This window comes from Macrococcus equi (genome assembly GCF_047426745.1).
In the GTDB taxonomy this organism is placed as follows: Bacteria; Bacillota; Bacilli; order Staphylococcales; family Staphylococcaceae; genus Macrococcoides; species Macrococcoides equi.
The window spans coordinates 1853156-1877745 of sequence record NZ_CP179732.1; the positions used below are offsets into that span (position 1 = coordinate 1853156).

Annotated in this window: 30 protein-coding genes; 22 read left to right on the forward strand and 8 right to left on the reverse strand. The window is 32.2% G+C overall.

Going from position 1 to position 24590, the window contains the following annotated elements; all coding sequences use genetic code 11:
• The first annotated feature begins 1 nt into the window (after position 1).
• From xseB to ACMGE6_RS09795, 8 genes are all read left to right on the forward strand, one after another.
• Positions 2-196, forward strand: a complete 195-nt coding sequence (gene xseB / locus ACMGE6_RS09760) for an exodeoxyribonuclease VII small subunit (RefSeq protein ID WP_414046307.1) — start codon at positions 2-4, stop codon at positions 194-196.
• On the forward strand, positions 189-1049 hold the full coding sequence (locus ACMGE6_RS09765; RefSeq protein WP_414053619.1) for a polyprenyl synthetase family protein: 861 nt from the start codon (positions 189-191) through the stop codon (positions 1047-1049). The genes xseB and ACMGE6_RS09765 overlap by 8 nt, the downstream gene beginning before the upstream one ends.
• Before the next feature lie 95 nt (positions 1050-1144).
• Positions 1145-3031, forward strand: coding sequence for a 1-deoxy-D-xylulose-5-phosphate synthase (dxs, locus tag ACMGE6_RS09770; RefSeq protein ID WP_414053620.1), 1887 nt, complete (start codon positions 1145-1147; stop codon positions 3029-3031).
• Positions 3018-3848, forward strand: a complete 831-nt coding sequence (locus ACMGE6_RS09775; protein ID WP_414053621.1) for a TlyA family RNA methyltransferase — start codon at positions 3018-3020, stop codon at positions 3846-3848. Before dxs ends, ACMGE6_RS09775 begins: the two co-directional genes overlap by 14 nt.
• A 95-nt stretch (positions 3849-3943) precedes the next feature.
• Positions 3944-4396, forward strand: coding sequence for a transcriptional regulator AhrC/ArgR (ahrC, locus tag ACMGE6_RS09780; RefSeq protein WP_414046311.1), 453 nt, complete (start codon positions 3944-3946; stop codon positions 4394-4396).
• Between the two features lie 13 nt (positions 4397-4409).
• Positions 4410-6077, forward strand: a complete 1668-nt coding sequence (recN, locus tag ACMGE6_RS09785; RefSeq protein ID WP_414053622.1) for a DNA repair protein RecN — start codon at positions 4410-4412, stop codon at positions 6075-6077.
• A gap of 17 nt (positions 6078-6094) precedes the next feature.
• A complete protein-coding gene (locus tag ACMGE6_RS09790) occupies positions 6095-6787 on the forward strand; it encodes a response regulator (protein ID WP_414053623.1) in 693 nt (230 codons plus the stop codon).
• Positions 6780-7511, forward strand: a complete 732-nt coding sequence (locus ACMGE6_RS09795; protein ID WP_414053624.1) for a glycerophosphodiester phosphodiesterase family protein — start codon at positions 6780-6782, stop codon at positions 7509-7511. The genes ACMGE6_RS09790 and ACMGE6_RS09795 overlap by 8 nt, the downstream gene beginning before the upstream one ends.
• A 42-nt stretch (positions 7512-7553) precedes the next feature.
• On the opposite strand, the gene ACMGE6_RS09800 is transcribed toward ACMGE6_RS09795, so the two are convergent.
• A complete protein-coding gene (locus ACMGE6_RS09800) occupies positions 7554-7790 on the reverse strand; it encodes a DUF2627 domain-containing protein (protein ID WP_414046315.1) in 237 nt (78 codons plus the stop codon).
• 317 nt (positions 7791-8107) lie between these two features.
• Here ACMGE6_RS09800 and ACMGE6_RS09805 point away from each other — a divergent pair, with 317 nt between their 5' ends.
• Positions 8108-9208, forward strand: coding sequence for a Glu/Leu/Phe/Val dehydrogenase dimerization domain-containing protein (locus tag ACMGE6_RS09805; RefSeq protein WP_414053625.1), 1101 nt, complete (start codon positions 8108-8110; stop codon positions 9206-9208).
• Between the two features lie 95 nt (positions 9209-9303).
• Positions 9304-9813: a GrpB family protein gene (locus tag ACMGE6_RS09810; RefSeq protein WP_414053626.1), complete on the forward strand. Its 510-nt coding sequence runs from the start codon at positions 9304-9306 to the stop codon at positions 9811-9813.
• A gap of 27 nt (positions 9814-9840) precedes the next feature.
• Here the strand turns inward: ACMGE6_RS09810 and ACMGE6_RS09815 are convergent, their stop codons facing one another.
• The 3 genes from ACMGE6_RS09815 to ACMGE6_RS09825 are packed head-to-tail and all read right to left on the reverse strand — an operon-like array spanning position 9841 to position 10686.
• Positions 9841-10026: a helix-turn-helix transcriptional regulator gene (locus ACMGE6_RS09815; protein WP_133446754.1), complete on the reverse strand. Its 186-nt coding sequence runs from the start codon at positions 10024-10026 to the stop codon at positions 9841-9843.
• Positions 10023-10361, reverse strand: coding sequence for a hypothetical protein (locus tag ACMGE6_RS09820; RefSeq protein WP_414053627.1), 339 nt, complete (start codon positions 10359-10361; stop codon positions 10023-10025). The genes ACMGE6_RS09815 and ACMGE6_RS09820 overlap by 4 nt, the downstream gene beginning before the upstream one ends.
• 13 nt (positions 10362-10374) lie before the next feature.
• On the reverse strand, positions 10375-10686 hold the full coding sequence (locus ACMGE6_RS09825) for a hypothetical protein (protein WP_414053628.1): 312 nt from the start codon (positions 10684-10686) through the stop codon (positions 10375-10377).
• A 176-nt stretch (positions 10687-10862) separates the two neighbouring features.
• Between ACMGE6_RS09825 and ACMGE6_RS09830 the strand changes: the two genes are divergently transcribed.
• The 5 genes from ACMGE6_RS09830 to ACMGE6_RS09850 all read left to right on the forward strand — a co-directional run bounded on the left by ACMGE6_RS09830 (position 10863) and on the right by ACMGE6_RS09850 (position 14177).
• Entirely contained in the window at positions 10863-11612 is a 750-nt protein-coding gene (locus ACMGE6_RS09830) for a nucleoside phosphorylase (protein WP_414053629.1), read from the forward strand.
• 60 nt (positions 11613-11672) lie between these two features.
• Complete coding sequence (locus ACMGE6_RS09835) at positions 11673-12527, forward strand: alpha/beta fold hydrolase (protein ID WP_414053630.1); 855 nt, start codon at positions 11673-11675, stop codon at positions 12525-12527.
• 9 nt (positions 12528-12536) lie between these two features.
• Positions 12537-12860: a hypothetical protein gene (locus tag ACMGE6_RS09840; protein ID WP_414053631.1), complete on the forward strand. Its 324-nt coding sequence runs from the start codon at positions 12537-12539 to the stop codon at positions 12858-12860.
• A complete protein-coding gene (locus ACMGE6_RS09845) occupies positions 12854-13321 on the forward strand; it encodes a DUF7878 domain-containing protein (protein ID WP_414053632.1) in 468 nt (155 codons plus the stop codon). The genes ACMGE6_RS09840 and ACMGE6_RS09845 overlap by 7 nt, the downstream gene beginning before the upstream one ends.
• Before the next feature lie 226 nt (positions 13322-13547).
• Positions 13548-14177 (forward strand): FusB/FusC family EF-G-binding protein, encoded by a 630-nt coding sequence (locus ACMGE6_RS09850; RefSeq protein ID WP_414053633.1) that lies wholly within the window; start codon positions 13548-13550, stop codon positions 14175-14177.
• 281 nt (positions 14178-14458) lie between these two features.
• Here the strand turns inward: ACMGE6_RS09850 and ACMGE6_RS09855 are convergent, their stop codons facing one another.
• Positions 14459-15745: an RtcB family protein gene (locus ACMGE6_RS09855; protein ID WP_414053634.1), complete on the reverse strand. Its 1287-nt coding sequence runs from the start codon at positions 15743-15745 to the stop codon at positions 14459-14461.
• Positions 15746-16191: 446 nt separating this feature from the next.
• On the opposite strand from ACMGE6_RS09855, the gene ACMGE6_RS09860 reads away from it, so the two are divergent.
• The 3 genes from ACMGE6_RS09860 to ACMGE6_RS09870 all read left to right on the forward strand — a co-directional run bounded on the left by ACMGE6_RS09860 (position 16192) and on the right by ACMGE6_RS09870 (position 18157).
• Complete coding sequence (locus tag ACMGE6_RS09860) at positions 16192-16863, forward strand: type 1 glutamine amidotransferase domain-containing protein (protein WP_414053635.1); 672 nt, start codon at positions 16192-16194, stop codon at positions 16861-16863.
• Positions 16864-17016: 153 nt separating this feature from the next.
• Entirely contained in the window at positions 17017-17931 is a 915-nt protein-coding gene (locus tag ACMGE6_RS09865; protein ID WP_414053636.1) for a hypothetical protein, read from the forward strand.
• Positions 17932-17944: 13 nt separating this feature from the next.
• Positions 17945-18157 carry a hypothetical protein gene (locus ACMGE6_RS09870; protein WP_414053637.1) on the forward strand — a complete coding sequence of 71 codons (213 nt, stop codon included), beginning with the start codon at positions 17945-17947 and terminating at the stop codon, positions 18155-18157.
• A 66-nt stretch (positions 18158-18223) separates the two neighbouring features.
• Here ACMGE6_RS09870 and ACMGE6_RS09875 read toward each other — a convergent pair whose 3' ends face one another.
• Complete coding sequence (locus ACMGE6_RS09875; RefSeq protein ID WP_414053638.1) at positions 18224-18706, reverse strand: CHAP domain-containing protein; 483 nt, start codon at positions 18704-18706, stop codon at positions 18224-18226.
• The gene (locus ACMGE6_RS09880; RefSeq protein WP_414053639.1) at positions 18703-19188 is read right to left on the reverse strand and encodes a GNAT family N-acetyltransferase; all 486 of its coding nucleotides are present in this window, start codon (positions 19186-19188) and stop codon (positions 18703-18705) included. Before ACMGE6_RS09880 ends, ACMGE6_RS09875 begins: the two co-directional genes overlap by 4 nt.
• A gap of 295 nt (positions 19189-19483) precedes the next feature.
• On the opposite strand from ACMGE6_RS09880, the gene ACMGE6_RS09885 reads away from it, so the two are divergent.
• From ACMGE6_RS09885 to gndA, 4 genes are all read left to right on the forward strand, one after another.
• A complete protein-coding gene (locus ACMGE6_RS09885) occupies positions 19484-19921 on the forward strand; it encodes a BrxA/BrxB family bacilliredoxin (RefSeq protein ID WP_414053640.1) in 438 nt (145 codons plus the stop codon).
• 7 nt (positions 19922-19928) lie between these two features.
• Positions 19929-20897 (forward strand): aromatic acid exporter family protein, encoded by a 969-nt coding sequence (locus ACMGE6_RS09890; RefSeq protein WP_414053641.1) that lies wholly within the window; start codon positions 19929-19931, stop codon positions 20895-20897.
• A 248-nt stretch (positions 20898-21145) separates the two neighbouring features.
• Entirely contained in the window at positions 21146-22249 is a 1104-nt protein-coding gene (locus tag ACMGE6_RS09895) for a M20/M25/M40 family metallo-hydrolase (protein WP_414053642.1), read from the forward strand.
• Positions 22250-22309: 60 nt separating this feature from the next.
• Positions 22310-23713 (forward strand): NADP-dependent phosphogluconate dehydrogenase, encoded by a 1404-nt coding sequence (gene gndA, locus ACMGE6_RS09900; protein ID WP_414053643.1) that lies wholly within the window; start codon positions 22310-22312, stop codon positions 23711-23713.
• A gap of 37 nt (positions 23714-23750) precedes the next feature.
• On the opposite strand, the gene ACMGE6_RS09905 is transcribed toward gndA, so the two are convergent.
• Entirely contained in the window at positions 23751-24587 is an 837-nt protein-coding gene (locus ACMGE6_RS09905; RefSeq protein ID WP_414053644.1) for a helix-turn-helix domain-containing protein, read from the reverse strand.
• Positions 24588-24590: the final 3 nt, after the last annotated feature.

The window sequence follows — 24590 nt, forward strand, 5'->3', positions numbered from 1 at the left end:
TATGGCGAAAGATTTTGAAACGATGATGGCAGAATTAGAAAAAATTGTAAAGCAATTAGATAATGAAAATGTTTCGCTGGAACAATCTATAAAATTGTATGAAGAGGGCGTCAAATTATCTAAAGCTTGTCAGGATAAATTGAAAGAAGCTGAAAATAAAATTGCTAAACTGCAAGAGGCAGATAAAGATGAATAAAGATTATATCGCATTGATTAATGAAAATCTTCAAAATCTTTATCTAAATCATTCTGTTTCTGATAAATTATCTGAGTCTATCAAATATTCACTGGACGCTGGCGGAAAACGTATAAGACCCTTATTATTGATGACAACACTGGAAAGTATGGGTGGCAAGCCAACTGATGCAATTTCTTTTGGTCTGGCGCTTGAAATGATACATACGTATTCGCTAATTCATGATGACCTGCCGGCTATGGATAATGATGATTATCGAAGAGGGAAACTTACCAATCATAAAGTATTCGGTGAAGCGGCTGCAATACTTGCAGGAGATGCGTTACTAACAGATAGTTTCCAGCAAATTATCATAAGTGATTATGACAATGATATTAAGCTTGAGTTAATGAAACTTTTAGTGAATGCTGCAGGTTCAAACGGTATGGTTGCTGGACAAATGCTCGATATGGAAAGTGAAAATAAACGCATTTCAATAGAAATGCTTGAAACGATACACCACCATAAAACGGGTGATTTAATTCATGCTGCTGTTTATGCCGCAGGTATTATTATGAAAAGTAATCCGGATAAACTTAAATTACTTGATCAGATTGGCCGAAATATCGGTTTAATGTTTCAGATTAAGGATGATATTTTAGATGTTGAAGGAGATTTTAATATCATCGGTAAGGCAGTGGGTAGTGATATTCAGAATGAAAAAAGTACCTATGTCTCTTTATTGGGACTGGATGCTTCAAAGAAAAAGCTTGAAGAAATTCATTTAAATACTATACAAATGGTTGATGAGGTTGCTGTTTACAAAGAACCACTTTTGGAATTAGTAGGTTTTATTGTCAATCGGAATAAATAAAAGCCTTTACAAGGCTTTTTTTATTTTTCATGCATTCATAAACAATGATATAATAGGAAACATATTAAAGTAAAAGAGATGTAGGTGGGGAATTCATGGATGTATCGAAAATAAAAGATCCATCGTTTATAAAAGATTTAACTGATGATGAATTAATCGCATTAAGTAGCGATATACGTCAGTTTCTTATAGAAAAATGTGCGATAACAGGGGGACATATTGGTGCGAATTTAGGTGTAGTAGAATTAACCATTGCAATCCATCGTAGTTTTAATAGTCCTGAAGATAAAATCATTTTTGATGTGGGCCATCAAGCTTATATTCATAAAATACTGACAGGGCGTGGCGATAAATTTGATACGTTACGCCAATATAAAGGTTTGAGTGGTTTTCCGAAACTTAGTGAAAGTCCTCACGATGTATGGGAAGCTGGACATTCTTCTACTTCTTTATCGGCTGCTATAGGAATGGCCAAAGCACGTGATATTATGGGTGATGATTATGATGTAATACCTGTAATTGGTGATGGCGCGTTAACAGGTGGAATGGCACTGGAAGCCTTAAATCATATTGGACATGACAAAACAGATATGACGATCGTGTTAAATGATAACGAAATGAGCATCGCTCCTAACGTTGGTGCAATGCATAATATGTTTGGAAGATTACGTACTAATCAAAATTATAATCGTGCAAAAGTTGATATTGATGGGTTTTTAAGTAAGTTACCTGGTGGACATAAATTGCGTGATTCAGCTGATCGTATTAAAGATAGTCTTAAATATCTGGTAGTTACAGGCGTATTTTTTGAAGAACTTGGAATAAAATATGTCGGTCCAGTTGATGGGCATAATTATAATGATCTAAAAGAAGCTTTTGAAACTTCAAAGCGTATTAAGGGGCCAGTCATCGTACATGTCATCACAAAAAAAGGTAAAGGTTACAGACCAGCTGAAGATGATAAGATTGGTACATGGCATGGACTTGGACCATATAAACTTGAAACTGGTGAACAAGTGAAGGGGAATTCAACTGCACCTGCCTGGAGTCAGATTTTTAGTGATACGGTTCAGGAATTTGCTGAAAAAGATAAGCGCGTTGTTGCTATTACACCCGCTATGCCGGTTGGGAGTAAACTCACTAGATTTCAGTCAGAATTACCTAAACAATTTTTTGATGTAGGAATAGCTGAACAACATGCAGTTACCATGTCTGCTGGACTTGCAGCAAATGGAATGTTACCTTATGTCGCTATCTACTCAACATTTTTACAAAGAGCTTATGATCAATTGTTACACGACGTTGACCGACAAAATTTACATGTCGTGTTTGGAATAGACCGTTCAGGTTTAGTAGGAGCTGATGGAGAGACTCATCAAGGTGTCTTTGATATTCCATTTTTAAGTCATATGCCTAACATTTCAATTATGATGCCAAAAGATGAAAATGAAGCGCGTCATATGCTGCATAGTGCTTTTTATGAGTATAGCGGACCGGTTGCTGTGCGATATCCAAGAGGGAATGGCCTAGGTGTTGAAATTGATAAAGCGCTGCAATCTATTCCTTTTGGAAAGTGGGAAACGCTTCATAAAGGTGAAGAAATAGCTGTTTTAAGTTTTGGACCAACATTGCAATTAATAGAGGAAGTTCGAAATGAGCTGCTCAAAGAAGGCATCAATATTGAAGTTGTCAACGCTAGATTTATCAAGCCGCTTGATACTGATTATCTCGATCAATTAGTCAAAGAAAATAAGTCCATTATTACCGTAGAAGAATCAATGTTAAGTGGAGGATTTGGATCAATGGTCGTTAACTATTACAACGATCAAAATCAGCCAATGGATATAAAACGTATAGGTATCAGTGATGAATACATTGAGCATGGTGATGTGGAGTTATTGCTTAATGATATTGGTATTTCAAAGGCGAATATAATTAATGAAATTAAGCAATTGTTAAAGCGTAAAAATGAAAAAAATTAGAATAGACCAGTGGCTTGTAGATCACGATTACTATGAAACGAAAGACGTTGCAATGAGAGCGATAATGGCAGGACTGATCTTTAATGATAATATACGCATTGATACCGCCGGAGAAAAAATAGATCCTGAAACTGCAAAAATTAGAGTTAAGGATAAACGTAAAAAATACGTCAGTCGTGGTGGTTATAAGCTTGAAAAAGCAATCGAAGAATTTAATCTTAATTTAAATGGTGTGATTCATCTTGATATTGGTGCTTCAACTGGGGGATTTACCGATTGTGCATTAAAAAATGGTGCCAGTCATTCCTATGCGCTTGATGTGGGTACAAATCAGTTAGATTATAGATTACGTATCCATCCTAATGTAACGGTTATGGAACAAACCAATTTTCGCTATGTAAATGCTGAACAGTTTAACCCTTTACCTAATTTCATTACGATTGATGTGAGTTTTATTTCTTTAGAAGTCATTCTCAGAAAACTGGTTGATATTATTCAACCCGGCACAACGATTATTGCTTTAATTAAACCTCAATTTGAAGCGAGATATGAATTTGTTGATAAAGGAATAGTTCATGATCAATCTGAACATGTCTATGTACTCAATGAAATTGGAAATCTATGCTCATCATTAAATATTGAAATGCGACAATTAACCTTTTCTCCGATTACAGGCACGAAAGGTAATATTGAATATTTATTACATGGTATTTATCTGTCAGACAGTGTCGATACAACATCTTGTGATAAAAAAACATACAACGAAAATGTATATATAGAATTAGTTAAAAATGCTTTTCAAAATTTAGAGAACTAAACCACTGATATGATGATCGGTGGTTTTTTCATATACATAAAATTCTATATGTGCTAAAATTACATGTATAATTATACATATAAGGGGGCGCAACGATGGCGAATAAAACAATAAGACAAATTAAAATCCGTGAAATTATTTCTAATCAGCAAATTGAAACACAAGAAGATTTAGTTGAAAAGTTAAATGAATACAACCTAAATGTTACACAAGCTACAATCTCAAGAGATATTAAAGAATTACAACTTATTAAAGTACCCACACCAAGTGGCCAATATATATATTCATTACCTAGAGATAGAAAATATCATCCATTAGATAAACTGGGTCGTTATTTAATGGACTCGTTTGTTAAGCTGGATAGCGCAGATAATCTACTTGTTCTTAAAACATTACCAGGGAACGCTCAGTCTATCGGGGCAATATTAGATCAGCTGGAATGGGAAGAAGTCGTAGGTACAATTTGTGGTGATGATACATGCTTAATTATTTGTAAGGATAAAAAGGCTGGAGAAGTAATTACAGAACGTATATTTAACATGCTTTAATTGGAGGAATTTTATGCTGTTATCATTATCTATTAAACAGTTTGCAATCATAGAAGCATTAGAAATCGAGTTAAAAGATGGATTAACTGTACTGAGTGGTGAGACCGGCGCAGGAAAATCGATTATTATTGACGCGATTGGACAGTTGATTGGTATGAGAGCCAGTCAAAATCTGGTTAGACATGGTGAAAACAAAGCAATAGTTGAAGGCATTTTTGATATAGATCATAATCAGCGTGTTAAAGATTTACTAACCGCAAAAGATATTCCACTTGATGATTTTATGCTCGTTAAAAGGGAGATATTAAAGTCCGGGAAGAGTATATGCAAAATAAACAACCAGACAGTAACACTCTCAGAACTGAAAACAATTATGCAGGAATTACTGGATATTCATGGGCAGCATGAAACACAAGTACTTTTGAAACCTAAATATCACTTAACACTATTAGATGATTATGCAAAAGGTCAGTATGACAGCCTCTTGTCTGAATATCAGGCAACTTATCAGCAATATATCGAAAAATCAAATGAACTTAAAAATTTGCAGCAAAAAGATGAGGAACTTTTACAACGATTAGATTTAATTAAATATCAACATAAAGAATTAACAGAAAAGAAATTGATTGCAAATGAAAAAGATACATTAACAGAAGAGATTAACCGACTTCAAAATTTTGAAAAACTGAGTGATGCATTGACTAAATCTGTTAATTTATTAAGCGAAGAAAATAAAATATTAGATTTATTATTTGAATTTAACGCCTCACTTAAAGAGATAAGTGAAATTATACCGGATAAATTCAGCAAGACACTGGAAGAATCTGAAGGCTTGTATTATATTCTGGATGATGCCAAACATACCTTACATGATGAATTAACTAAAAATGAATATGATGAAAATGAATTAAATAACTTAGAAACACGAATGAATGAAATTCAGTTCCTCGAAAGAAAATATGGTAAAAATTTACCGGAACTCATACCTTTTATAGATGAATTAGAAAAGGAAATTAATACGATTGAAAATATTGAAGAATCGACTTCTCAATTAACTGAGACGATACATCAGCTACATGAAAAGCTTTTAGAATTAGGTGAAAGTTTAAGTAAAGCCCGTCGAAAAGTTGCACAGAAATTACGTAATGATATATTAGATGAAATACATAATCTTGAAATGAAAAGTGCTAATTTTGAAATGGCATTTACTAAGACAGAACCGACTGCAACAGGTATTGAATCATTAGAATTCATGATTAGTCCGAATAAAGGTGAACCATTAAAACCACTCGAAAAGATTGCTTCTGGTGGAGAACTTAGTCGAATGATGTTGGCGCTTAAAAGTATATTTGCAGAATCTAAAGGTAAAACAGCTATCCTGTTTGATGAAGTTGATACGGGTGTATCAGGAAAAGTAGCTCAGAAAATGGCAGAAAAAATGTACGATATATCCACACATATTCAAGTGATATGTATTTCTCACTTACCACAGGTTGCAGCAATCAGTGATCAGCATTTATATATTGAAAAAATTGAACAGGATGACAGAACCATCACACAAGTTACAGAATTAAATAGAGAATCCAGAATTAAGGAAGTTGCACGCATGATATCTGGCGTTGAAGTAACACCGCTCACATTGGAGCATGCAGCAGAATTGATTCATCAAAATAAGAAATAATTAAAGGATGAAGAAATATGGTACTTAAAGTTGCAATCATAGAAGATTCAAGGGACTTAGCAGTCTCAATCAAAAATCATCTCGAAAAACACAACATAAAAGTAGTGGGTATGTGTCATAACGGAAAAGATGCACTTAAGATGATTAATGAATGTAGATTTGATTTACTGTTACTTGATTTAATATTGCCACACATAGATGGTATAACGCTTTTAAAAGATCATATACCTAATCCTCATCCATATAAAATTATTTGTTTAAGTGCTTTTGGTAAAGATTCTGTCCTTTCTGAGGCTTTAGACTCTGGTGCTGATTATTTTATTCTCAAGCCAATTAACTTTGAAAATTTCGTCAATCGAATTTGTCAGATCTGTAATATTGATGAGATGAAGATAAAACAGAATAAACTAGAACAGCTAGGTTTTAATGAGAAACATAAAGGCACTAGATATATACACGATGCAGTGGATATTCTTAAAACTTTAGAGAAAAATGATAATCATTCAAAAATTCATCTGACAAAAGATCTATATCCAGGAATTGCAGAAAAAAACAATGTTAAAAATGCAAATGTTGAACGCTCTATCAGACATGCGATTGAAAAGGCATGGGATAATGGTCTAAAATCGATTATGCATAAAAAAGGTATTGTTAATAAACCAACAAGTGGAGAATTAATTGATTTTATCATGGAGGAGTATTATGACTAAAATCATTGGACATCGAGGCTATGCAGCATTGTATCCAGAAAATACGATGATAAGTTTTAAGAAGGCATATGAACATGGTGCAGATGGCATTGAACTAGACATTCATTTGACGAAAGATAATGAAATTGTCGTGATTCACGATCCTACTTTAAATCGAACGACCAATCAAAAAGGAAAAGTGAATGAATGCACTTTAACTGAGATTAAAAATGCACGTATAAAAAGTAGTCTTTTCAAAGTGACCGATGAACAAGTACCCACTTTAAAAGAAGTGATGGATTGGATTATCGAAACAGATTTAGTCATAAATATCGAAGTAAAAGGTATAACAAAAGGAGAGCTGGAAGATATATTAGTCCAGCTGCTAAATCATTATGATATGAAAGAACGTATCATCATTTCAAGTTTTAATCTGGATAGCTTACTAATAATTGAACAGCTTGATTCAAGCTATCATACTGCTCTCCTTACGGATAAGAAATTAGGAGAACCATGGATGTATATGGAATCACATGGGATCAATTCAGTTCATCCTTATGGCAAAACATATATGAAAGATGATCAAAGGCAAACAGTAACGAGCTACAACTTACCGGCACGTGTGTACACAGTGAATCATGCTCGTGACATTTCATTTTGGCTTAATGCAGGGTTGGAGGCTATAATAACAGATGAAGTCGAACGAGCGGTGTTACTTAAACAGGAATACGAATCAAAAAAATGATATAAACAAAATAAGAGAATCAATCATAAAAGATTGATTCTCTTATTTTTTATAGAACTTTTCCTGAGCGCGTTTATTTTTCTTCTCAATATGCAGGATATAACCACCTACAAAACTCACACCAAAAACCATTAGTATAAACCCAATTAAAAATTGCAGCCAGATATAGTGTAATTCAGGAACAAGTATTCCAAACACAGCATCTCTCATCCACTTAATACCAAGACCCGCAAAATAGATAGGAATAACAAGAACCATTAAAGCAATAATTTTTTTCATATTTTCACCTGCCAATAGCATTATACCAAAATAAATAAAAATTATTAACAATAAGTTATTATTATTTTAAAATAATAATTAAAGATAAATATATAATAAGAAGTATAAATTAAAGCAATTACTCAGCAAATTTGTAAGCGCTTTAATCATTTAAAGTAATAGGATATTAATTATAAATGATAATAAAATTTCGGTTTTCGAAATAAAATCCATATCAGAAGTACAAATGTATAAAATTTATGTTTTATAAAAATAATATTTAATGTAAAATAGAAGATGTTAAACCAAATAATTATTTTATGAAAAGGGGATATAAAATGATTTTTGAAACATTAGAACAATATGACTACGAGCAAGTAGTATTCTGTCAGGACAAGACAAGTGGATTAAAAGCAATTATTGCAATTCATGATTCTACATTAGGACCAGCTCTTGGGGGATGCAGAATGTGGCCTTATGAATCTGAAGAGGCAGCAATTGAAGATGCACTTAGATTAGCGCGAGGTATGACTTATAAAAATGCAGCAGCAGGATTAAACTTAGGCGGTGCGAAGACTGTAGTGATTGGTGATCCTAAGAAAGATAAATCTGAAGCATTATTTAGAGCATTAGGTAGATATATTCAAAGCTTAAACGGAAGATATATTACAGCTGAAGACGTAGGAACGACAGTAACTGATATGGATATTATGCATGAAGAAACAGATTTTGTTGTAGGCCTTTCTGAAAGTTACGGCTCAAGTGGTAACCCAAGTCCAATGACAGCATTAGGGGTATACCGTGCGATGAAACGTACAGCGAAAGAAGCATTTGGAGATGATAGTTTAGCAGGTAAGACGGTTTCAGTTCAAGGAGTAGGGAATGTGTCTTATACATTATGTAAGTATTTACATGAAGAAGGTGCGAAACTTATCGTTACGGATATCTTCCAGGAATCAATTGATAGAGCGGTAAATGACTTTGGTGCAATAGCAGTGAAGCCTGATGAAATATATTCAGTTGAAGCGGATATCTTTGCACCATGTGCATTAGGTGCAATACTGAACGATGAAACAATTCCACAATTAAAAGTTAAAGCAGTATGCGGATCTTCGAATAACCAATTAAAAGATATGGAGAAACATGCAGCGATGTTACAGGAAAGAGGTATCATCTATGCGCCTGACTTTGTTGCGAACTCTGGCGGTGTTATTAACGTAGCAGATGAGTTAAATGGTTATAATGCAGACCGTGCGACAAAGAAAGTAAATGAAATCTATGACCAAATGGATAAAGTGTTTGAAATTGCGAAACGTGATAACATTTCTACTGCATTAGCTGCAGAGCGTTTAGCTGAAGAACGAATTGACCAGATGATGCGTGTACGTAGTACATTTAGTTTAAATGAACATTCTTTGATTTCTAGTCGTAGAGGGTAATATCATCGGCACCTACAACTTGTAGGTGCTTTTCTTTATAAATATAGGATTGAATAGAGAAATTATTAATTAAATATTAAAAGGAGGTATTAAGAATGAAAGTAAGATTATCTGATTATGATCCTAAGTGGAGAGTTAGTTTCGAAAATGAATGTCTATTAATTTCTGATATGATTCCTGATGAAATTGTAAGATTTGAACATTTTGGTAGTACATCAGTTCCTGGTATGAAAGCTAAACCTGTAATAGATATGATGGTATTGGTTAAAGACATAAATCAAATTGATAGTTATAATTCAAAATTTGGAGAAGCAGGATACGATGTGGCCGGAGAATGGGGAATCCCAGGTAGAAGATTGTTAAGAAAAGGTGGAGATGATAGAACACATCATATACATATCTATCAAGAAGGTCATCCTGAAATCTATCGACATTTAGCTGTTCGAGATTATTTACTTGAACATCCAGAGGAAGTAAAGGCCTACAGTGATTTAAAGACTAAACTTATCCAATCATATGATGAAACACCTGAATATAGAAATGCTAAACGCGATTATGTTGTAGCTTTGGAGAAGAGAGCTATAAGTTATTTTAGAAGAAAATAAAACGGAAATATAATTATATTTCCGTTTTTATGAAAATAACTCATCAACCGTGACATTTAAACACTTAGCTAATTTAAATGCGAGAGATAGCGTAGGGTCATATTTATCATTTTCTATGGCATTGATCGTTTGTCTTGAAACATTTGTTTTGTCACTAAGTTCAGCTTGTGACATACCAAGCTCTTTTCTTAACTCTTTGATTTTATTTTTCAAATAGCATCAACCTTTAGCACTATCCTATTCTTAGTATAAAACAAACTCATGAAAAAGATAACTATAATAATAAGCAAGTAAAATACTTCAGGAAATTCAGGTAGGATAGCTTTATCTGGATTTCCCAGTTTAAATAATTTTAATATGATGCTAATTAATAATGCGTATACTACCCATACTAAAGTATTAGAAAAAACTTCTAATAATATTCTAGATGATCTTTCATCAATTTTGTTATTGTTACCCTCAATCATATCTTTAGGTAAAACTTTTTTAATCACAAATCCCCATAGACCAGCAAATAAAAATATACATATAAAACCAAGTACTTTCATGACGATTTCTCCTTTAGACACTATATTTTTTGTTGATTCGAATGTAATTGAAAATAATTAAAATAGTAGCTAATGCTAAATTAATTAATTCTGGATATTCATTTAAATAATCAAATTTAATATTATTAAAATCTATGGTTTTCATAATTAAAGAGAATATCCAGAAAACAATAAGATAGGTTAAAGTTGTTGTAAATACTTCATTTCCTATTCTTTGAGTTCTTTCATCATATTCACTATGACCAGGTCCAAAATTTAAAAATTTAACGATAAACATAAAAGCAATGACTGTTAACAAAAAAGCAAAAATTAGTTGAATAATCATAAATCAAACCTCCAAATGTCAAAAGTATTTTACATTTATAATATAGCAAGTCATTTCAAAAATGTCAAAAGTATTTTACATTTATTTAAAGCTTAATTGTGGACAAAATCATAAATTTGTCAATTTTAATTATTAAGGAATATTGCTACACTTTTGAAAAAATATGAGGTGATTTTATGATAATAGATGCTTTCGATAATAATTCGGAACCGATTGTTACTTTGAGAAGTTTTTATGGGGATCAGAAAAAGATTTTAGATGTGTGTATGATTATTTTATCGAAAAATATTTATGACAATATATTTGAAATATATAGATGTGAAAAAATTGCAGAGATTCATGCTTGTAACGGTAGTTATCCAATATATAAATTTATTCATGAAGGTAAAGATATTGGATTTTATTTAAGTGGTATTGGATCAACTCTAGCGTCTCAATTTTGTATAGAAGCTAACTGGTTAACTGGTGCTACTCAGTTTATAATGTCAGGTTCAGCAGGTAGTTTAGATAAAGAAAAGACGGATAATAAATTTGTGATTCCAACGGAAAGTTATCGAGATGAAGGTATGTCTTATCATTACGCAAAAGCAAATGATTATATTGAAATTAATAATAGTAATAAAGTAGCTGAAATATTTGATATATTAGAATTACCCTATATGCAAGGTAAGGTATGGACAACTGATGCTATGATGAGAGAAACTAAAAATAATGTTGAAATGCGCAAAAACGATGGATGTATTGCAGTCGAAATGGAACTTGCAGGTGTTCAAGCGGTTTGTGACTTCCATGGGTTTGAACTTTATAACTTTATGGTAACGGGTGATGTACTTGCAGAAAATGAATACGAGGTTGACGGCTTAAGTGACGCAAATCATAATATGGATAAATTCTTTATAGGTTTGGAAATAGCAATGAGAATATAGAAAGTATTAATGATAGTAGATAATTGGTAAAATAATCATTAAATATAATGGGGAATTAAGATGCTAACGTTTAGTTATAAAAAACAAAGTATTGAATATTTTATATTTGGTTCTGGAAAGCCGATATTATTATTACTAGGGATGAATGGTATTGTTGATGAATGGTATGATTTTATAAAACTATTGAAACATGAATATAAAATTTACGTTTTTTATAGACCAGGGATAGGATATGGGGAAGTTGAAGATACTAAAATTTCGATAAAAAATACCTCTATGATGATTGATGAATTTATAAAACACAATAATATTGAAAAGGCACCATTGATAGGTCATTCTTATGGAGGGCTATGTATTCAAGATTATGTGTCAAGATATAAATCAAAAAATTCCATTATTCTTATTGATTCTACTTCAGTTGATTATAAGCAATTAGATGTAATTGATGAAAATAGTACTTCAAATCAAAATTCTGATGAAGCGTGGTTGAATTATTGCAAAGTGAAATCAATGATGTCTCATAATCAATTAAAAGATGATATCTATCTTAATAAAAACAAACGAAATGCATGTATGTTTCCAAACTTTTATAGAGTTCTCTATTTCGAAACTAAGAATTGGAACCAAGATGCAACTAACTTAAAAGAGAGCTTTATTACAATCAATAATCCATTACTGGTCATAGGTAGAGAAAAGAACTTTACTATTAAAGAAAATATTAAATCTAATGATATGACTGAAAATAATGCAAAAAAATTTGAGGAGATTTGGCATAATTTAATATTGAATCAGGCAAAACTAAGTTCTAATTCAATTGTTAAATTTATTAATAAGTCGAATCATAATATTCATATATCTAATCCATTAGAATTAAGTAGCGAAATTAAAATGTTTTTATCTGAAAATTATAAATGAGGTGAAATTATGCTCGAATACGAAATGCTACATCTAGATGCTGCTAGAAGATTAAGTGGTGAATACGCAGATATTTTACATGATTACTATATGGAGTTTGGTCAATCAGGAAAAGTGACTAAGAAATCAGATTATATTGGATTTAAGATGCCTGAAAGTGATTTTGAAGTAATAGATTATCGTGTGAAAGATCTCTCTGATAACAGTAAGCTAGCTACATATATATTGATAGATAAAGTAACAAACAATAAATCAAACCGTAGTTCAATCTGGGTTAATGAAGATGGTTGGAAGTTGTATTTTCACCAGGGAACGAGGGTACAACAATGTTAAATTTTGATTTTCATTTAATAGAAAGTCCTATGGACCAACTTTCATATGAAGAACGTGCGAAACCTGGAAACTTTATGGCATTGGATGCAAATTTGAAAATCAAATATAATAATACTATTTATTTTGATGAAGATATTGCCATTATAGAATTCTGGTTACAATTGAATGATTGGTTGAATGGAAGTAGTAATGATGAATTTCAATATCATACTATGGAAGTTGAAGATGAGTTCAATCCATTAATTTCAATTTCTCCATTAGGTGAATACTATCAAATACATTCACCATGGGTCGAAACAGAAATTGCTCTGATTGATAATCAAACTGAAATGGTTAAAAGATTAATAATGCTAAGAGATGATATAAAAGAAGTTATTGAGAGGTATATTCAAAAAGACATTTCAATATATGAATTATATACGATAGAAAAATTAATGAAAAAAATAATTGAGGTGGATTAATGTTTGAGATAGATGAGAATTATTTTGTGACAATCAATGATAGGAAATAGAATTTGAAATTGGTAGAACCCCAATTTCGGTAGATAAATTCAATCTGAAATTGGTAGAACTCCAATTTCGAGCTAACATTTCTTATCGAAATTGGAGATGCTCACATCAATTTTAATTTTTACTATCATTTTAATATTATGCTATACTCAAATCACTAAAGTGAGGTATAGACATAATGATAAAAGCATATGAATTTGCGCAAGTAATGTTTAAAGTGAACCAGTTACTTAAGATTTATAAAACAAATGATCCAACGACGAATAAAGCACAAAAAAATATTATATTAGACGAAATTCGAGCAATTTACATTGTGAATGGCATAGATGCTAGTGAGTATATTACTAGACTTGATGATATTCGGCTTTCAAAGACGAAAGCTGCTATGATTCTTTCAGAAATGAAACAGTTTGTAGAACCTTTTGAAATGCCTTCAGCTAAACAAGTGGAGAAGTTATTCAGAAAGGTAAAGAAATTAAAGACACCTTCAAGTGATCAGTATGATCTTCAGATGATGAGCTATCTCGGATGGAATGACCATTCTGCAAATCGTAAGTATATTGTCTATAAAGATAGTAAAGGTGCTTTTCAAAGTATATACGGGGAATTAGCTCCAACTAAAGTGAAAGGTTTTTGTTCAATTTGTCAGCATGAATCAGACGTTTCATTATTCCTAAATAAAACAAAAGCGAATAGTGATGGGACTTATACTAAAAAGGGCGATTATATTTGTCAGGATAGTAATATATGTAATCAATTTTTAGATGATATTGATAAATTATATAGTTTTACGCAAAAAATTAAGTAAGTGTCGATTTGAGACACTTACTTTTTTCTTTTATAAAATATTTTCTTTTAATGATGAGATATATTGTCCAACAGTTTAAAAACGTAAATATTATAAATATAAAAAGCGATAATGAACAAGCGATAACAGCCCATTTTTCATGTCTTATTGATAACGTATGAATATTTACAAAGATAAATCCTAAGGTTAATAATAAAGAAATAATAGGTGTTATAAGATTCATATTGTCCAGTTTTGAATTTTTAACAGTAAAATATTTCATTTTTACTCCATTCTAATTCTTACTTTTTCTTTTGCCACCATTTTGGTGTTTCAATACCTTTATGATTATATACTGGCTTTATGATATCAAGTATTTCAACAGTGTCATGAATATTATTTATAATTTCATCAATAGGTTTATATGCATCCGGTGCTTCATCTAAAGTATCTTCTACAACAGTACTACTATATATCCCTTTCATTTGTTGCTCGAAAGTTTCTAAAGTTAATGTTTGTTTCGCTTTAGTTCTAGATAATACGCGTCCAGCACCATGTGGCGCAGAGTTGTTCCATTCAGTATTTCCTTTTCCTTTACCGATAATGATACCGTCGCGCATATTGATTGGAATCACAACATCTCTACCAAGACTTGCATCACAAGCCCCTTTACGAATAATGTAGTCATCTTCTCTTACTTCAATAAAGTTATGGGGTGAATTGATTATTTTTTGTTCATCAATTTCGATATTAAAATAATTAAGAATAATTGTGGTCATCATATAACGATTGATTTCAGCAAACATGCATGCTGCTGTCATGTCATTAATATATTGTTTTAATACATCATCTTTCAAATAACATACTTCTGCATCATAAGTATTTTCTAGATTTAATTGTTTTATAAACTCGATCATCGGTTGAATGGCATGGTATTTTTCTTGTGCCTTTAAAATTTCGATTATTGGAGCAGCATTAATATTTTTATGCATATCTGCAGCACAATCCTGGTAATGTTTTTCAACCTTAGCACCTAAGAAACGACTACCAGAGTGTATCGTTAAATAATATTCATCATTTGAATTTTTACCGATTTCAACAAAATGATTACCTCCACCTAACGTACCAACCGAATTAATTAAAGTAACCATATCAACATTTTGAAATATCAATTTATCCTGTATCAGTTTTAAAACATCTATTATTTTATTTTTATTATTTTGATGCATATGAGAAAATACATTGTTCTTTAGAGCATCAATTCTAGGATATGTAGAAATATTCTCTGATATATATTGGTCTAGCTTTGGAAAATTAATTGCTTCTAATTTGCCTAAAGGATAGCTCATCATACCACAACCAATATCAACACCGATAAAAGCGGGCGGAATCATTGCGTTTGATTTATCCATTCTGATCGATGTCCCGATAGCACAACCTTTGCCTTCGTGGACATCAGGCATCATGACGATATTTGTGTTTTCTAGAAAATCGAGATTTGTCATATTTTGTACGCGATGATAAGCCGCTTCGTCAATATTGTCAGTCATAATTTTTGCATTAGTATATTTTCCATTGATAAAAATCATAGTAAAACTCCGTTCTATTTTTCAATAGTTATTATTCAAATTGTAATATATAATAAAATATAATACAATTGGATTAAATTGTTAAATTACTTTTGGAGGCGCGCCATGTTTTCATATTTTGAGAAATACATAATCAAACATTTTATCTATGGAATAATTTTAGGATTTCTGTATACCTTATTTTTAAAAGATTTCTTTGTACTTTTATTCAACAGTGATATAGACCTTGATTCAGGGGCTTTTTCAGGTGGTATTATTAATTTTTTGAAGAGTATGTTTACAGTTGCAATTGTTTATAGTTTACTATCGATTATATATTTCATTAATTTTAAAAAAAATAAAAAATAGATCTAAAATCAATATATACTTAAACAATCAATAAATGTATTGAGTAATCTTCATTATCACTGGGTAAACTTAAGTATTACAAACCTAGGAGAGATATTATGAAAAAAATAATGATCATTAATACAAACACGGAATATTATAAAGGCACTGAAGAAAAAACGGGTTTATGGTTGAGTGAATTGGTTCATTTCTATGATTACTTTAAAGATAAAGATGTTGATATTGATTTATATAGTGTTAAGGGCGGTAAAATACCGATTGATCCATTTAGCGTGAGTACGTTGATGTTAGATTATAAGACTAAGAACTATATGGAAGATCCTGAATTTATGAGATTATTAGACACTACTCAGTCTATTCATGACGCGGATGTCTATGAATACGATGCGGTTTACTTCACAGGAGGACATGGTACTGTCTTTGATTTCGTGGATAACAAAGATATTGCTCGTATTCTTAATGAAATGAATAAGAATGGTAAAGTAATATCATCTGTATGTCATGGTGCAGCTGCATTCTTGAATTTCGATGATAATTCTTTGAAAGATATAGATTTAACTGGTTTTTCAAACCTTGAAGAACATATGGTTAGAAAGACAAAGAAAGTACCATTTCTTTTAGAAGATGAATTGAAGAAGAAGGGTGCGAATTACAAAAAAGCGACCTTACCAATGGCATCGAAAGTTGTTCAGGACGGGAATATCATTACCGGACAAAATCCGCAATCACCAAAAGGTGTAGCTAAGAAAGTCTGGAATGCAATTCAGTAATCACTTTTAACCATTTTATAGAATTTTAGAACTATCCAGAATGTTGGATAGTTTTTTTATATACTAATCTGTAATTTTAAGTTAATTATATAATATATGTAATTAAGTGCTAAACTATGGTAATATCAATTTAAAATACGAGGAGGGATGAAGATGACTTTCACAAAACGTGTAATAACTTCCGTTATAATCATTTTTCTAATTGCAGCAGGAATCTTGTATTCTGAGTCAACAAAAAAAGAAGTTAAATCTAAACCGATAAAAGAGAGCTCACTGATTAAACAATTGGAAAGTAACGCGTATGCAAATGGTGAAACTGCGATGAAAGATTTTAAAGAAAAACTTTTTCCTCATTCAAAGAGTGAAGGTATGATTGTAAATCCAGATAAGCAATCAAATCCTAAATTTTACTCTATTTTTGTTAGTGAGAAAGAGAAAAATGACAAAAATAAAAATTACGCTTTTGGATATGCCATTTATAACCCGAAATCAAAAACATATCATCTAGACATTGTGGATACAGGTATCCAGTTAGAAGAAGGTATGACAGGTATAACAAAGAAAACAGTCATTGGCAATACTGTTTCGACATTCTATGCTGGGCATAACGAAGATGATAAACTTGAAAAATATGAATCTGGCGTGATTGATGAAGAAACAAATCTTACGGTTAAATTTACAGACCAGATTATACATAATACACAAAGATTAGATGATATTATTTCAAATGAATATATTGAAAGTCTGAATGCATTAGAAATGGCTGTAGTAACTCTAACGTCCCCATATAATCCTAAAAATCTTAAAGTTATGATTGCTGATTATGAGATGGATGGTAATCAATATGGTGCGGTAGCTGTTATTCACAATAGTGGTGGAGGGCGTATAGTAACACGTGTTGTTGATGATTTATTAATATCAAAGCATATGCAAACCTTTAATAAATCACTTAAAATTGATGGTCAGCAATTAGATATTACGATAGGGAATGAAATTGTAGCATCATCAAAGAACAGTATTAGACATGAAGTAGGTAATGTGGGTTCAATAACAGTCAATATTAAATAAAGAGGTGGATAATATGAATTTTGGAGACAAACTATTTATTTTATTTTTAAATGCATGCTGGATGTTTTTCATTTATTATTTGGTAAGGATTCACGACAATGAGTTTTTAAATTATTTACCGTTTATCATACCTGCAAGCTTAATCGTTATTTGTTTTATCATGTTATTTCAATTAAGAGATGAAAAGACAAAAGATGTAAAAGTAAGAGAGTTTGAAGAAGAATAATTGATTATTTTACTATAGCATGGTGATCACTTAATGTATTAATAATATACAAAAAGTACTAGCTGTTTATATATCAGTTAGTACTTTTTTTGGATTTATCTTAGGATGGATAATATGATATCTAAATAAATCTTTCTTATAGATAATACGTTCTGTTATTTCATATGGCTTGGTATAATTCATCTCAGAAACTTTGACTGCACCGTTCTGATATACATGTTCTATGTAGGCTACATGACCTTGCCTTCCTCTCGGTGATTGAAGTAATGCACCTTTTCGTGGTGAATGGTTAACAGTATATCCACCTTGTTTAGCAAACTTCGCCCAGTGCTTGGCATCACGCCATGATCGTTCTATCATGTTGCCGTCTTGCTTTACTTTATCAAATACATAGTAGGTACATTGTCCTTTATCATAAGTGTTTATTGACATCGGATCTGGCATGAGTTCAATGCGTAATGCTTTGTAACTTTCGATAATCCTATCCTGATTTATAAAAACCAGAAACAATGATAATACAATAATGAAGATTGAGATAATTCTTTTCATAGTGTTTTTATATACCAGCGATCCATTGCTGTATGGTCGCTGCCTTCTATTGGCTGTTCTAATAACTCAAAGCCATATTTCTCATAGAGAATACATGCAACTTCTAGTATACCCATCGTTTCTAAATAACAAGCTTTATAATGGTTTGATGCAAATGCTAATGCTTGGTCCAGTAATAGTTTAGATATACCTTTACCTTTTGCAGACTCCAGGAGGTATAGTTTTTGAAGTTCACATATTGTTCTTTCTTCATTAAAAGGTGCTATACCAACACCACCTAAAACTTCACCATCCCGTTCTGCTATCCAGTACTGTGCATATTCACGTTCATTATAATATGATGATAATTGTGCAAGTTCGGGATCAAAGTATGCAGATCCAGGTATATTTAGATTGAAGGACTCGAGTGATTTTTGTATGATTTTATGTATATAAGGATCATCTTTTCGTTGTATCGGTCTAATTTGAACTGTATTAGGCATAAGGTTATCTCCTTTTAGTTTACAGTAAATAGTAATGAAGCGGAATAAATATGTCAATAAAATAGGAACGTTGATTTTTTGATCATGTTATTAGAACAACGGATTTACTAGTAAATTTTATTGATTAGGTAGTAAGTAAACGAATGATGGTGCTTCTCATATTTAATTGAATCCTTATCAATCATCAGTAACCAGTAAATTATTTGCATCTTATAATTTTCACGAATTAATCACTAGATTTACACTTATTTATTCGTTATGATAGGTGTATCAATTTAGAAGAGGTGTAATATCAATGGATATGAATTTTAATATGTTTATGGAAGATTTCGTAAATAAAGCACGTCAAGAAATCGAGTCAGCGGGTTATCAACAACTTAAAACACCAGAAGAGGTTAAATCTTCGTTTGAAAAACCTGGTACGACGTTTGTAATGATTAACTCTGTATGTGGTTGTGCTGGTGGTATTGCTCGTCCTGCAGCAGCTCATGCAATTCACTACGATAAAGTACCGGATCAACTTGTTACTGTTTTTGCCGGACAAGATAAAGAAGCGACTGAAACAGCGCGTGAATATTTTGAAGGTTATCCACCAAGTAGTCCATCATTTGCGTTACTTAAAGATGGTAAGATCATCAAAATGATTGAAAGACATGAAATCGAAGGTCATGATTCAATGAGCGTCATTACTAACATTCAAGCTTTATTTGAAGAGCATTGTGAGGAACGTTAATTAATTCATGAAGATAAAACCTTATAAGATAGGCTTTCGTACGATAAAAACGGCATTTGGAATGGCGCTAGGAGTAATTATCTGTAAGATGCTTAATTTAGATAACTTTTCATCTGCAGCAATTCTTGTAGTGCTATGTGTCAAAAATACAAAAGTAAAATCTTTAGAAGCGGCAAGTGCACGGTTTTTCTCTTGTCTGCTTGGTATTTTGTTTTCATATATTTTCTTTATGCATCTCGGCTTTAATCCCATCATTTTAGGTGTACTCGTACTACTCTTCATTCCAGTAACCGTTATGTTTGGTATACAGGAAGGGGTAGTGACGAGTATTGTTATTATTCTTCACTGCTATAATTCAGGCAATATCAATTGGCATGTGGCGATGAATGAGTTTCTCTTGTTATGTGTAGGTATGGGGATAGCATTATTATTAAATCTATATATGCCTAACCATAATAAAGAATTAAAAGCATATAAAAGACTTATTGAAATGGAGTTTCAGGTAATTGTCAGTCGATTAAGTGATGCATTAAAACATCCTGAAATTGTGCTGAATACAAATGACATTGAAAAACTACATGAAACAATTGAACGTGCTAAATCTGTCGCATATACAGAAGTAGAAAATCACTTTGCACGTAATGATAATTCATATTATCATTATTTCGATATGCGAGAGTCTCAACTTAAATTACTGAGTCGTATGACACATTTAATCAATGATATTAGTTGTAAGGATAGATTACATTTAAGGTGTAGCGGATTATTAGAGGATTTATCGAACAATATAACGAGTAATAACTTTACGGCAATTAGGTTACACGACCTTTATGAAATTATGCTTGATTTAGATTCGTATCCTTTACCGGATTCTCAGGAACGATTAAAGTCGCGTTCAGCTGCGATGCAACTGCTTAAAGAAATAGAAAGTTATTTATTAATAAAACATAAATTTGGTTCTTTAAAAATGTATTAAACCGTTGAGTAGGCTCAACGGTTTTTTTACATATTTAAATATGGGAGCACAGCGCTCAATACCAAAGCTGCAACGATTAATACCAGTAGTGTAATAATGAAAACTTTTCGTGCAATTTTATTATTCATTTATTTCTTCCTTTCCATGTGTTTAATTAATTATAACAAATTATTGTTTTTTCGTCTTATTCTTTATTGATGACCAGTTGTTTGGTACGATGAATATATCATACATTGAGGAGTGAAGGCATGAATCAACAGAGATTAATTGAAACGTTTATTGAACTGGTTAAGATTGATAGTGAATCAGGAAATGAACGTCAAATTGCAGATCATCTAAAAGAACTTTATTCAGGTTTAGGATTTGATGTTGTAGAAGATGATACACAAAAGAAAACTGGATTTGGCGCAGGTAACCTTATTATGAAGTTGAAAGGTTCTACAGATCAGGACACTGTTTTACTATCGTGTCATATGGATACTGTAACGCCAGGTAATAACATTAAACCCATCATCACTGATGATATAATTCACACGGACGGGACGACGATACTTGGCGCAGATGATAAAGCAGGGATTGCTGTAATGGTTGAATCAATCCGTACGATTCAGGAAGAAAATATACCTCACGGCGATATCGAGGTTGTTATTTCTGTCGGTGAGGAATCTCATTTAATTGGTGCAAGTGTTCTAGACGGAGCGCAATTTAATGCTCAATTTGGTTATGCGCTGGATGCAGGGAACGCGGTAGGTACTATCGTTAACCAGGCACCAACGAATGCGACATTAAACGTAGAAATAACAGGTGTGACAGCTCACGCTGGTGTAGCCCCGGAAAATGGTGTAAGTGCAATTAATATTGCAGCCCGTGCGATCAGTAATATGAAATTAGGACGTATAGATGCAGAAACCACTGCAAATATTGGTACCATCGATGGAGGATCACGCACAAATATTGTGGCTGAAAAATGCATGATAGTTGCTGAAGCACGTAGCTTGGTAGCATCAAAAATGGAAGCACAAGTTACTCATATGAAGGAAGCATTTTTAACTGCTGCAGCTGAACTAGGTGGAGAAGCGAAAATTGACGTTAAAGTCAATTATCCGGCATTCCATGTGGATAAAGAAAGTAAAGCAATAAAAATAGCATCTCAAGCTGCCCAGAATATAGGCCGTACTGCTAAAGTAGTTTCAAACGGTGGGGGTAGTGATGCTAATTTCATCAATAAATTTGTTCCTACTGTAGTGCTTGCAGTAGGATATCAGGATATTCACACAGTCAATGAAAAGATGCCAATTGCTGAATTAACTAAATTAACTGAGCAAGTCATTGAAATCATTAAACTGGTATAGTCTACATCTAAATTTATTATGCTATAATAATCATGAAAAAATATTTGAAAGAGGTATATTATGAGTAAACAACAAATTGGTGTAATTGGTTTAGCAGTAATGGGTAAAAATTTAGCTTGGAATATTGAATCTCGTGGAAACACAGTATCTGTTTACAACCGCTCGAAAGAAAAAACTGAAGAGATGATGAAAGAATCAGCTGGTAAAAATATTTTTCCAACATATTCACTTCAGGAATTTGTAGATAGCTTAGAAAAACCCCGCAAGATTATGATGATGGTAAAAGCGGGAGAAGCGACTGATGCAACAATTGAGAGTTTAATTCCATTGTTAGATCAAGGCGACATCTTAATTGATGGTGGGAACACAAATTATAATGATACAATTCGCCGCAATGTATATCTCTCTGAAAAAGGCTTCAACTTTATTGGTACTGGTGTTTCAGGTGGTGAAGAAGGTGCATTACATGGTCCATCAATTATGCCGGGTGGACAGCGTGAAGCATACGAATTAGTTAAACCAATTTTAGAATCTATTGCTGCTAAAGCTGAAGATGGTAAACCTTGTGTTGCATATATTGGCCCAGATGGAGCCGGCCATTATGTAAAAATGGTGCATAATGGTATAGAGTATGCCGATATGCAGCTGATTGCTGAGAGTTATGATTTAATGAAAAATGTTTTAGGTATGAATAATGATGAGATTGCTGAAACATTTAAAGCGTGGAATGAAGGCGAGTTAGATAGTTACTTAATCGAAATTACTGCAGATATCTTTAAGAAGTTAGATGAAGATGGAAGTCCTCTTGTTGAGAAAGTCATGGATAAGGCCGGACAAAAGGGTACAGGAAAATGGACTTCTATCAATGCACTGGATTTAGGTCAGCCTTTAACGATTATTACTGAAAGTGTTTTTGCCCGATTTATTTCGAGCCAAAAAGAAGAGAGAGACAATGCAAGTGTAAAAATAAATTCTAAAAAGACACCATTTATAGGTGATAAAGCTGAATTTTTAGAAGCGATACGTGAAGCACTTTACATGAGTAAAATTTGTTGCTATGCTCAAGGATTTGCTCAGATGAAAGCAGCGAGTGAAGCATATAACTGGGATTTACAGTTAGGTGATCTTGCGATGATCTGGCGTGAAGGATGTATCATCCGTGCACAGTTCCTGCAAAAGATTAAAGATGCATATGATCAGGATGCAAATCTGCAAAACCTTTTATTAGATCCTTATTTTAAAGAAGTCGTAGAAAAGTATCAGACAAGCCTACGTAATGTAGCAGCTACAGCTATTACTACAGGTACACCAGCACCAGGTTTTGCTGCAGCGATTAATTACTTTGATTCTTATACTTCTAAAGATTTACCAGCTAATCTTATTCAGGCACAACGTGATTATTTTGGCGCACATACTTATGAACGAAAAGATAAGGATGGTATCTTCCATACTGACTGGAAATAAATTAAAACGAGGAAAGACAAAAGTCTTTCCTCGTTTTTTATGAAACTGGTAACCATAATTCAACTTTATTAAAACTATTATCAAAATCTAGATCATCCGGAAAAACATAAACATAAGTACTATTACGATCATAGTGAATATTGAAATCTACTTGTCTTTCGACGGAATGCCAAATTTCGTTAAACACAAAATCTAACTTGCCACGTGATTTGAAGATTGCATAATCACTGTTAAATATTTGCTTCATCTCATAATTAAATGAGCGTTCTGATTTAACGCCTGTAAAGATTTCAATGTGATCATATACAGGTTGTACAACAACATAGATCTTTTTGTCACTACTTATTTCAAGTAACGACTGTATTTCGCCACTTTGATGTAATGCATAAACTATATCAGGTACAAGGAAGTGATTACTGAGTTCATTAAAAGCGACATTTTCTTTTATACCTATTAGATTAAAATCTTCTATACGTACGATATTATAATTGAGTGGGGGTACAGTTGTAGTAGATAGTTCTATATATATTCTTTCTACCATTTTTAACTGCTCAGCATTGTTTCTTACCTGTATAGGAGAAATATTATGATGGTTACTAAATGCTTCACTGAATTCATGTGCTGTAGAATAACCAAAATGATTTGCTATATCAACAAGACTATAGTTACCATTTAGAAGTTTTTTCGCCGCTTCTGTCATTTTTCTGTGATAAATATAATCTTCAATATTCATTCCGGCAATCATTGTAAATGACTGGTTAATATGTAGTGGATTTTCATTTAAATATGTCCCCATATCCTGATAATTTAAGACATCAAATAAGTGATCTTCTATATAAACGATAGTTTTTTGAACAAGATTAATATTATTCATACG